Annotated in this window: 9 protein-coding genes; 1 reads left to right on the forward strand and 8 read right to left on the reverse strand. The window is 62.0% G+C overall.

Annotated elements, in window-relative coordinates:
• Positions 1–1,188: 1,188 nt before the first annotated feature.
• On the reverse strand, positions 1,189–3,234 hold the full coding sequence (fusA, locus tag G3480_RS23030) for an elongation factor G (RefSeq protein WP_164656472.1): 2,046 nt from the start codon (positions 3,232–3,234) through the stop codon (positions 1,189–1,191).
• Between the two features lie 558 nt (positions 3,235–3,792).
• Here fusA and G3480_RS23035 point away from each other — a divergent pair.
• Complete coding sequence (locus G3480_RS23035) at positions 3,793–4,287, forward strand: YbhB/YbcL family Raf kinase inhibitor-like protein (protein ID WP_164656474.1); 495 nt, start codon at positions 3,793–3,795, stop codon at positions 4,285–4,287.
• Between the two features lie 70 nt (positions 4,288–4,357).
• Here G3480_RS23035 and ccmI read toward each other — a convergent pair whose 3' ends face one another.
• The 7 genes from ccmI to ccsA form a co-directional block, all read right to left on the reverse strand.
• On the reverse strand, positions 4,358–5,662 hold the full coding sequence (ccmI, locus tag G3480_RS23040; RefSeq protein ID WP_164656476.1) for a c-type cytochrome biogenesis protein CcmI: 1,305 nt from the start codon (positions 5,660–5,662) through the stop codon (positions 4,358–4,360).
• 6 nt (positions 5,663–5,668) lie between these two features.
• Entirely contained in the window at positions 5,669–6,166 is a 498-nt protein-coding gene (locus tag G3480_RS23045) for a cytochrome c-type biogenesis protein (protein WP_164656478.1), read from the reverse strand.
• Entirely contained in the window at positions 6,163–6,711 is a 549-nt protein-coding gene (locus G3480_RS23050) for a DsbE family thiol:disulfide interchange protein (RefSeq protein WP_164656480.1), read from the reverse strand. Before G3480_RS23050 ends, G3480_RS23045 begins: the two co-directional genes overlap by 4 nt.
• A gap of 188 nt (positions 6,712–6,899) precedes the next feature.
• Complete coding sequence (locus G3480_RS23055; protein WP_164656482.1) at positions 6,900–8,885, reverse strand: heme lyase CcmF/NrfE family subunit; 1,986 nt, start codon at positions 8,883–8,885, stop codon at positions 6,900–6,902.
• Positions 8,885–9,355: a cytochrome c maturation protein CcmE gene (gene ccmE, locus G3480_RS23060; protein WP_164656484.1), complete on the reverse strand. Its 471-nt coding sequence runs from the start codon at positions 9,353–9,355 to the stop codon at positions 8,885–8,887. Before ccmE ends, G3480_RS23055 begins: the two co-directional genes overlap by 1 nt.
• Positions 9,352–9,522 (reverse strand): heme exporter protein CcmD, encoded by a 171-nt coding sequence (gene ccmD, locus G3480_RS23065; RefSeq protein ID WP_164656486.1) that lies wholly within the window; start codon positions 9,520–9,522, stop codon positions 9,352–9,354. Before ccmD ends, ccmE begins: the two co-directional genes overlap by 4 nt.
• On the reverse strand, positions 9,519–10,277 hold the full coding sequence (gene ccsA, locus G3480_RS23070; RefSeq protein WP_164656492.1) for a cytochrome c biogenesis protein CcsA: 759 nt from the start codon (positions 10,275–10,277) through the stop codon (positions 9,519–9,521). Before ccsA ends, ccmD begins: the two co-directional genes overlap by 4 nt.
• Between the last annotated feature and the right edge of the window lie 345 nt (positions 10,278–10,622).

Below are 10,622 nucleotides of genomic sequence, written 5' to 3' on the forward strand. Positions count from 1 at the left end.
AACGGTTCTGCCTGGCGCCAAAAATCATCGGACATCTCTTGAAAGGCCATGGCATCCTCGATACGCGTGATTGTCGTACCTAAGATACTATCTTATTTGGCATTTTAATTATTAAGCATTTTCTGTTCCGGATATCCTCTAAGCGCACAGAGGATTTCGATGCCTTGTCCCAGCGCCGAGGCTCGCTTTTTGGGCGAAGCGTCTTGGCGAAGCAAGCTTTTGTTTTTCTTCGTGTCTCTTGCCTGTTGGTGGTTCCAGCGGGCGGATCTAGGATGAAGCCAATGGCGCAGCCGACGACTGGACCCGTCATCCAAACCGCAGGACTGACCAAGAGGCGCCGAGGTGGCGATGCAGGTACTGGACTTCGATGAGCTGACGCCAGCTGCAAAGGAAGCGGGGATAGAGTATCCGCATCAAGATGGTCTCCATCATAAGAAGCTGTTTGCAAACCTCTGACATTTCGGAGCACTTTCCTGAGACGGGGTCGTCGCCGCGGGGCGCCGCTCCCACGAAGCATCACGAGGGAGTTTTCAAACAGCCTCTAAGCTCCCTGTCGACAGGACCACGCCTTCAGCGTGCGCTGCAAGGATCGCCAGATCGGCGACAGCTTGGGTGGTTTGTGGCTTGCCGCTCCAGGTCGCTGTTGCCGAGAGCCGCTGGCCTCAGGTTCTTGGTTGCCTGAAGGAGTCTTGATTTCGCCGGGGTGTTGCGGCTCCCCGGCGGGATCCTCGGGCTTCGAGGATTTCTGTCAAAGCTCATACCCGCTGACGTACCAGTCTCGAGGTCGGCCTTGCCTGTCGCACCGGCGGTCATAGAGCCCGTCGGTGCCCCTTAGCAAGAGTCCATCAACTGTTTCCCGATGCGAGCGATGCCGCCCGAAATCCCCCCTAGCCCCCTTTGCGAAAGGGGGGAAGTTGTTGATGGACGCTTTCTTAGCAAGAGTCCATCAATTGTTTCCCGATGCGAGCGATGCCGCCCGAAATCCCCTGGCCCCCTTTGTGAAAGGGGGGGAAGTTGTTGATGGACGCTTTCTTAGCAAGAGTCCATCAAGTGTTTCCCGATGCGAGCGATGCCGCCCGAAATCCCCCTGGCCCCCTTTGTAAAAGGGGGGAGGCTGTTGGTGGACAATGTCTCAGAAGGCAAACCTCGATCCGGCGCCATCAGGAACGAGTTTTTCCGGCAATCGCCTTAGTCTTCGGCCCTATGGTAGGCGTCGGTCATTTGCTTTTGGATGTTGCCCGGCACCGGGTCGTAGTGGCTCAGCTCGATGCTGTAGGTCGCCTCGCCTCCGGTCATGGCCTTGAGCCTGGCGTCGTAGCCGTCGAGTTCGGCCAGCGGGACCTCGCCTTCGATGACGATGCGGCCGCGACTCTTGGACTCGCTCCCGTTGATGCGTCCGCGGCGGCTGGATAGATCGCCGGCGATGTCGCCCATGGCGGTGTCCTGGCTGGTGATGCGGATCTTGACGATGGGCTCCAGGATGACTGGCTGAGCCTTGGATACGGCCTCGACGAAGGCCTTGCGCCCGGCGGTCGCGAAGGCGATGTCCTTGGAGTCGACCGGATGATGTTTGCCGTCGTAAACCGTGACCTTGACGTCTTGGAGGGGGTAGCCGGCGACGGCCCCTTCTTCAAGGACCTGGCGTATGCCCTTTTCGATCGAGGGGATGAAGTTGCCCGGGATGACGCCACCGACCACCGCGTCGACGAACTCGAAGCCTGTGCCGCGCTCTTTGGCCTCGACGCGCAGATAGACCTCGCCGAACTGACCCGCGCCACCGGTTTGCTTCTTGTGCCTGTGGTGTCCTTCCGCCTTGCCCATGATGGTCTCACGATAGGGAATGCTCGGCGGATGTGTGTCCACTTCGACGTGGAACTGCTCGGATAGGCGGCGCAGCAGCACCTTGAGGTGCAGCTCGCCGAGGCCGCGGATGACGGTCTCGTTGGTGGTCGCGTTGTGCTCGATGTGGAAACAGGGATCTTCCGACTCGAGCTTGTGCAAGGCGTCGGTGAGCTTCTGCTCGTCGCCGCGCTTGGTCGTATTGATCGCCAATCCAAACAAGGGCAGAGGGCACTCGAGCGACGAGAGGTGGAAGTGGTCCTCGTCGTGCGAGTCGTGGAGCACGGCGTCGAAGTGGATGTCGTCGACTCGCGCGACCGCCAGAATGTCGCCCGGCACACCCTCGTCGACTTCGACCTGCTCCGGGCCGCTGAGCCGGTAGAGGTGGCTGACTTTGAAGGGCTTGCGCGCATCGCCGATGAACAGCTGGCTAGACGCTGTGATGCGGCCCTGATGGATGCGGAAGATGCCGAGCTTGCCGCGGAAGGGGTCGTTGATGACCTTGAAGACATGGGCTACGGCGTGCAGCGATGGGTCTGGACTGACCCGCACGGGCTTCATGTCCGCGCCTTCGCCCTTGAGGAAGGGAGGGGGATTGCCCTCGGCCGGATTCGGCATGAGTCGCTCGATGATCTCCAGCAGCTCGGGGATGCCGGCGCCCGTCTCCGCCGAGACGAAGCAGATGGGGATCAGGTGGGCCTCGCGCAGGGCGGCCTCGAAGGGATCATGGAGCTGCTCGGGCTTGAGATCTTGGCCCTGCTCCAGATAGACCTCCATCAGCTCCTCGTCGACCTCGACGACCTGATCGATGATCTGACTGTGGGCATCCTCCACGGAGGAGAAATCGGCGCCTTCGCCGCTCGGCTTGAAGAAGCAGTCGATGACGCGCTTACCACCGTCCGCGGGCAGGTTGATCGGCAGACATTCCGCGCCGAAGGTCTCGCGGATCTGCTCGGTCAGCCCGGCCAGATCGAGATCCTCGGCATCGATCTGATTCACGATGATCAGACGACAAAGGCCGCGGTTGTCCGCGGCCTTCATCAGGCGCATGCTCATGGGCTCGATGCCTGCTTGGGCATTGATCACCAGGGCGGCGGTTTCCACCGCCGGAAGCACGGAAATGCTGCGCCCGAGGAAATCCGGATATCCGGGGGTATCGATGAGATTGACGTGCTTGCCACCGGCGTTGAAGCTGGTAATGGCGGCGTCCAGTGAGTGCTGTAGCTCCTTCTCCAGCGGATCGAAATCGCACACAGTCGTGCCTTTGGCGATGCTGCCGGGGTTTGGGATGGCCTTGGTGGCGGCTAGGAGCGCTTCCACCAGGGTGGTCTTTCCGGAGCCGGCATGGCCGACCAGGGCGATATTGCGGACGTCTTCAGCGTTGTAGTCAGACATCTTTGATCCCGTCGTGGCGCTTGAATGGAACGCAGGGCGCCTCGTCAACGCCCCTCTGATTCGATGAGCCGAAATTATACTGTAACGCCGGCGTCACTCCGGATGTGAGAATAACGAAATTCGGTGCGACTGCCTTAGATCAACCGCAAGCTCGTACATGGTGTCGGGACCCGTCGCAAAAGGGCTAGGGTGTCAAGCGGCTGGCGTGCCTGATGCGCTGGCTGTCTATCGCACACTACTCGAGATCCGGAAGAGCCGCCAGGAAGCGACTCCGGAGAAGATGAAGGCGCTGGTTGGTTGCTCGGAGTGCTTCGATGGGGTTCTGACGCCCTTGGGCTGGATGCGAGAACGGAGCCTTGCTCCCTGCGTTTCGCGTCTGCTGATGTAAGCCTATGCCGGGTGTGGGGCGGGACGCCTTGGAGTCGGAGTCGAAAGAATAAAAAGCGGCGGCCGGTTGGCCGCCGAAGGACGCACAGCTTGAAACAGGAGGAACCTTTCAATACGTCAAGAGACTCCCAATGTCGTTTGAAAAGTTAGCATATGGAGAGAGGGCACAAGATGGCACTGGTTCTCAAATCAGAGGCTTTCCTCGACGGCGGTGAGATTCCGCGACGCTGTACCTGCGAGGGTGAGGATGTTTCACCCCCGCTTGCTTGGGAAGGGCTCCCGGAAGGGACGCAAAGTCTGGTGCTGATCGTGGATGACCCGGATGCCCCGGATCCCGCAGCTCCGCGAATGGTCTGGGACCACTGGATTCTCTACAACATTCCAGCTGCCTTGGAGGGGCTGCCCGAGGGCGCGGCCTCTGATCGGCTCCCCGAGGGGATTGGAGAGGGCGTGAATAGCTGGGGGCGGACCGGCTACGGTGGTCCTTGTCCGCCGACCGGGAGACATCGCTACTTTCACCGGCTGTACGCCCTCGACCTCTGCCTTCCGGCGGAACTCGGCAATCCAGGTAAGGACGATCTGCTGCTGGCGATGGAAGATCACATCCTGGCTCACGCCGAACTCGTCGGCACCTACGCCAAGGAGGTCGTGCGCGAAAGGGTTTGACCTCAGCAGGTCCCTTGAGGCAGATGCGAATGATGTTCAGAGCGGCGGCTGAGCCGCTCGCGTTGACGTGCTACGGGCGGACCTGGTCGATGGCTACACTGATTTGGGTGTCCTTCCCGACGGTCAGCGGGCCAGTCTCGCCGAAGAGATCTCCACTCTGAGGCATGGCGTCGCCGGACTTGGAGACGCGGGCGCCGACCACGACCTGATCGAAGGCTGAGAGCCGCATTGCGGGAGTCATTGCCATGCTGTCGTCCAGCCTGATCGATCTTGGCAAGTCACTGACACGCAGTCTCTGCACCGCCAGCGGCATCGGCGGGCCAGACGCTGCGCGCGCGAATACGAATACGGTGTCCTCCGGCGATGCTTGGTCCGCAAGACTCGCATCCAGGCTGACAGTCACCTGAATGTCGGCATCGCCCGCTGCTGCCGGCGGCGCCTGAGACTCAACGGCAGATGGCTCGACGCTGCCCTCAACCGAGGCTTGAGCCCCTGAGTCCGTCGGTGTGCCCATGCGTGTTTGGGCCTCGGCGATCATCCCCTCCAGATTGGCGGCCTCCTGGCCGTTCGGGTCGAGTTCCGCGAGGATCTTTTCCCAGGTGTCTACCGCAGACGCGTACTGCTCCTTCTGAAAGGCGATCATGCCCGTGAGCCAGCGCGCGATCCGATTGGTCGGATCCTCATCCAGGACGGCGCGAATCAGCTCAGCCGGCTTGCCTTCAAGGCTCTTGGTGGGGCTGGCGGCGGCGAGCGCCTCCGCATAGGCAAGCTTGATATCGACCTCATCCGGGGCAAGCCCATAGGCCTTTTCGATGGCCTGGAGACCCTGCTCCGTCTTGCCTGTCGCGAAAGCCGTGCGACCCAGCATCAGCCAGCCGTCGATGTCCTCAGGGTTCTCTTGCAGGCGCTGCTCCAGTCGGGTCACCAGCTCTTCCAGGGATGCGCCGCTCTGACCGGATTCCTCCGCCGCTTGTGCGCTCGCGGCGACCTGCAAGGGGTCGGCCAGTCTTGGCTCGCCGAGCTGCAGATAGATGAGCACGGCCGAGATGGGCGCGAGAATGACCAGTGCTGCGCCGATTAGCCAGCGGCTCAAGGCGGAAGGTGTGGGTTTCTGCGCGGGCGCTTGCTGGCCCGCATCCACATCGTAGAGCAACTCGCGCTCGAGATCGTGCCGCGCAGCGGCGTACCTGTCTTGATCCAAGAAGCCCGCCTCGAGGTCCGCATCCAGTTCCTTTAGACGTTGGCGGAAGACTTCGAGATTCAGGGCGTCTTGCTCGATCAGGTCCTCTTGAGGCGCGGACTGAAGGAGGGGGGTGACGATGAAGACGAGCGCCAGGACCAAGAGGCCGCCAGCGAGAATCCAGAAAATGATCATGGGGCCTTAGTCTTTCTTGTTGGTGACTGCGGTGTCGGCGAGCAGTTGTTGCAGGCGCGCCCGCTCGGCATCGCTGAGGTCTTGCTCGGGCTCTGCCTTCTTGCGCTGAATGGCGCGCATCAGCAGAAAGCCGCCGAGCGCTAAGAAGAGAAAAGGACCGAACCAGAGGATATAGGTGGATGGCTTGATGGGCGGGTCATAGAGCACGAAGTCGCCGTAGCGCGCGACGAGGAAGTCGACCACCTCGTCTCGCGTCTTGCCTTCCTGCATCATGCGATAGACCTCGTTGCGGAGATCCTGGGCGACGCTCGCCTGCGAGCCGGCGAGGGACTCGTTCTGACACACCAGGCAGCGCAGCTCGCCGATCAAATCGCGGAAATTGGCCGTTTGCGACGGATCCTCGAAGGTGAACTCCTCAAGGGTGTAAGCCTGCGTGGTCCCGATCGTGAGTGCGCTCGCCAGGGCGAGCGCTGCCGGGAGGAGCTTGGGGCTGCGGGGTATCATGATTTCTTCGCCTGATACTGCTCAACGATGGGACGGATCTCTTGTTCCCAGACCTGGGCGTCGATCGGGCCGACATGCTTGTGGCGGATGATGCCCTCGGCGTCCACGATGAAGGTCTCTGGCGCGCCGTAGACGCCCCAGTCGATTCCAGAGCGGTTGTCCGGGTCGTAGATGCTCAGGGCATAGGGGTCGCCGAACTGCTTGAGCATCTGCAGCGCCTCAGGGCGGCTGTCCTTCCAATTGAAGCCGACGAATTGGATGTCCTTATTGCGGCGTGCGATGCGCATGAGTTCGCCGTGCTCCTGCCGACAGGAGGGGCACCAGGAGGCCCAAACATTGACCAGTGAGACCTGACCTAGAAGGACGTCCTTGGTCATCGTCCGACTCGGATCCTTGAGGGACTCGAGCCTGAAGTCGGGTGCTGGCTTGTCGACAAGCGGTGAAGGGATCTTGCGCGGGTCGAGCTGCAGCCCATAGAAGAGGAGGGCGGCCAGGGCGAGGAAGATCCCGAGCGGGATCAGGGCGCGAGAAGCGGATGTGTTCATGTGTATGCAGGGTTATCCAAAAAGCGAATGGTCTGCTGGTGGCATCGGGCGCTGCCCCGGCGGGCCTTGAGTGCCCGCCGGGGTCGCTGCTCGATCGGCAGGAGCGGCGCCCTCGCCGCCATCGGCGGAAGTCGCACCGAGGGCACTGCGCTGCGCCGGAGCGATGATCCCGGCCAAGTGGCGTTTCCCTAGGCCGTCGCCGCACCGCCGGGAACGACAGCGGACACGGTCCGCTGGGCCATGCGGTAGCGCCGATCCGTGACGGCAAGCAGGCCGCCGAGTGCCATGAAGATGCAGCCGAGCCAGATCCAGCGGACATAGGGCTTGTAGTAGAGCCGCAGCGCCCAGTCTCCCTGATCTCCCACAGGCTCGCCGAGCGAGATGTAGATGTCGCGCAGCAGGCCGGCGTCGATCGCGGCCTCCGTCATGGGCATGCCGCCGGAGAAATAGTTGCGCTTCTCCGGGTAGAGGCGCGCGATCTCGCGCTCGCCCTTGTAGACGATGAAGTCGCCGCGGAAGGCACTGTAGTTGGGGCCCTGCACGGCTTCGGCGCCGTTGAACTGGAAGCGATACCCAGACTCTTCGTGGACCGCGCCCGGCGACATGCGGACGTCGTTCTCGTTGCCGTGGATCGACACCATGGTGACCCCGACGATGAAGACCGCCAGGCCGACGTGAGCCAGCCACATGCCGTAATAGCTGCGGCTGTTGCCGGCCAGATCCGCTGCAAGCCCCTTGAGCCCCTGCTTATGTTTGAGCCGGTCGAAGAGGCTTGCGAGGTGGCTGCCGAGGATCCAGGCGGCCATGCCGAGTCCGAAGCCGACCGCAAGATTGCCCGCCGAGAAGATGGACATCGAGGCGGTGAGGAAGGCGAGGATGCTGAGGGCGAACGCCAGCCAGAGTGCCTTCAGGAGTCGTTTCGGCTCGTCGTGCTTCCAGTGCGCCAATGGCCCAACGCCTGTCGCAAGAACGAGGAAGGGCGACAGGGTGACGAACATCTTGTTGAACCAAGGAAAGCCGACCGAGATCTTGCCCCAGCCGGCGGCCTCGTAGATCAATGGCGCCAGGGTGCCGAAGAGCACCAGCACGGCCAGCGTGGCGAGCAGTAGATTGTTGATCAGCAGGAAGGTCTCGCGTGAGACCAGATCGAAGCGCCCGCCGCCGGAGATGCTGGGCGCCCGCCAGGCGTAGAGCGCCAGGGAGCCGCCGATGACGATACAGAGGAAGAGCAGGATGAAGCTGCCGCGGGTTGGATCGGTCGCGAAGGCATGCACCGAGGTGAGGACACCCGAGCGGACCAGGAAGGTGCCGAGCAGCGAGAGCGAAAAGGCGGAGATCGCCAGCAGCACGGTCCAGTTCTTGAAGGCCGCGCGCTTTTCGGTGACCGCCAGCGAGTGCATGAGTGCCGTACCGACCAGCCAAGGCATGAAGGAGGCGTTCTCTACCGGATCCCAGAACCACCAGCCGCCCCAGCCCAGTTCATAGTAGGCCCACCAGGAGCCGAGGGCGACGCCGATGGTCAGAAAGACCCAGGCCATCGTGGTCCATGGCCGTGACCAGCGCGCCCAGGCGGAGTCCAGCTTGCCGCCGAGCAGCGCGGCGATGGCAAAGGCGAAGGCGACGGAGAAGCCCACATAGCCCATGTAGAGCATCGGCGGATGGATGGCCAGTCCGGGGTCTTGCAGCAAGGGGTTGAGGTCGCGTCCCTCGAGAGGTGCCGGGAAGATGCGCTCGAAGGGATTGGAGGTGAGGACGGTGAAGAGCAGAAAGCCGATCGCAATCATGCCCTGCACAGAGATGACGCGCGCGATCATCGCCAGCGGCAGGTTCTTACTCAGCGCGGCCACGGCGGCACCCCAGCCCGCCAGCATGAAGACCCAGAGTAGCAAGGACCCCTCGTGGGCACCCCAGATCGCGGAGATCTTGTAGGGCAGTGGCATCAGGGTGTTGGAGTTGGTGGCGACATAGACCACCGAGAAGTCATCCGTCACGAAGGCCTGCAGCAGGCACAGAAAGGCTAGCCCGATGAACGTCAGCTGGCCCCAGGCGAGTGGTCGCGCCATGGACATCCAGCTGCGGTTGCCGGTGAAGCTGCCGGCCAGGGGCACGCTGGCCTGAATGATGGCCAGCACCAGCGCTAAGATCAGGGCGAAGTGACCGAGTTCCGGAACCATTAGTTGGATGCCTCGGCGCTGCTGGTCGCCGCGTTGGCGACGCCCTCCGCGTGTGCCGTCTTCAGCGTGCTGGCGACCTCGGGCGGCATATATTCTTCGTCATGCTTGGCGAGAACCTCGTCGGCGTAGAAGATGCCGTTGGGTCCAAGCCGGCCTTTCGCGACCACGCCGCTGCCCTCGCTGAACAGGTCCGGAAGGATGCCGGTGTAGGCGACCTTCACCGTTTCGGCGTTGTCGGTCACGTCGAAGTGAATGGTCAGCCCATCCTCCTGACGTTGCATGCTTCCCTCGGTCACCAATCCGCCGAGCCGGAAGACGTGATCGGGCGGGGCCTCGTTCGCCGCGACCTGAGAGGGGCTGAAGAAGTAGGAGATATTGCCCTTGAGGGCCGTCAGCGCAAGGGCCGAGGCGGCGCCCACGCCAAGGATGGCGAGGCCGACGAAGGTCAGGCGTTTGTGTCGTGCTTTCATGCTGTCGCTCCGTTGTCGCGCATGCGGCTCAATCGGCCGAGCCGACCCAAGAGGGCACGGTGTTGCGCGCGAAGTTGCAGGATCTCGATGACCAAAAGGACGGCGACCATTCCGTAGGCACCCCAGACGAAGAAGGCGTAGCCGCCCTGCGAAAAGAATTCACTCATGCTCTGTCCTCCTGAGTCAGGATGTCTTGGACCCAGCTGCTGTCGGCTTCGCGCGTCAGGATGATGCTGCGCAGCCTCATGAAGCTGGTCGCGAAGGAGTACATCCAGAATGCCAGGGTCATGATGAGCATCGAGAAGAGGATGTTGCCCTCGATGTGCATCAGGTTGGAGCGCTGATGCAGCGCCGCGCATTGATTGGGGTCGGGGCAATTGATGGACCAGAAGATGAGAGGGACCATGATGAGCCCAACGATGGCCAGCAGGGCTGCGGCCCGGTCGGCGCGACGGGTGTCGTCGATCGCGGAATGCAGCGCGATGTAGCCGATGTAGAGGAAGAAGAGCGCCAGCTCGGAGGTCAGTCGTGGGTCCCAATCCCAGTAGGTGCCCCAGCTCGGCCGGCCCCAAAAGGCGCCTGTCCAGAGCGCGAGGAAGGTGAAGATGGCGCCCGTTGGGGCGACCGCATTGGCCATCATGAAGGAGAGCCTGGTGTTGAAGACCAGGCCGATGGCGGCCCAGCCGACCAGGACCACGTAAAGCCACATCGACATCCAGGCCGCGGGCACGTGGATGAAGATGATGCGGTAATACTCCTTCTGCGGATTGCCCCCGCCGAGCTGGTCGGCGGTCTCGAAAAAGCCCCAGTAGAGCCCGACGGCAAGCAGCGCGACCGTCAATACCCAAAAGATGGGGATCAATCGGCCGGCAATGGGGTAGAAGGAAGCGGGTGAAGCAAATTTGAACCAGTTCAGAGCCATGCGCTTGAGTGCTGTTGTAGTGATTGTCTTTGGATGCTCAGGGCGCGACGTTCCGTATAGCTCATCTGAGACAACGCCCGCGGCTCAGGGTTTCATGAGCCGACGAGATTTGTGATCTTCTTGATCTTCAGGGCGCTTCCCAGCGCGCCTGTGCGATCTCTAGGACACGCCCTGCAGACCTTTCAGCATGCCCGCCTTTGCGAAAGAGGGGGAAGTTGTCGATGGACACTTCCTTAGAGGCTGTCTGAATATTGTAATCGCCCGAGCTGTAGATACTCTGTTCTGACGCAAGTCCGATTTGCCTCCTGTCCATCATTTTTTTCTATCGGCATCGTTGTCTCAGCG

Source organism: Thiorhodococcus mannitoliphagus (assembly GCF_010915725.1).
GTDB classification, from domain to species: Bacteria; Pseudomonadota; Gammaproteobacteria; order Chromatiales; family Chromatiaceae; genus Thiorhodococcus; species Thiorhodococcus mannitoliphagus.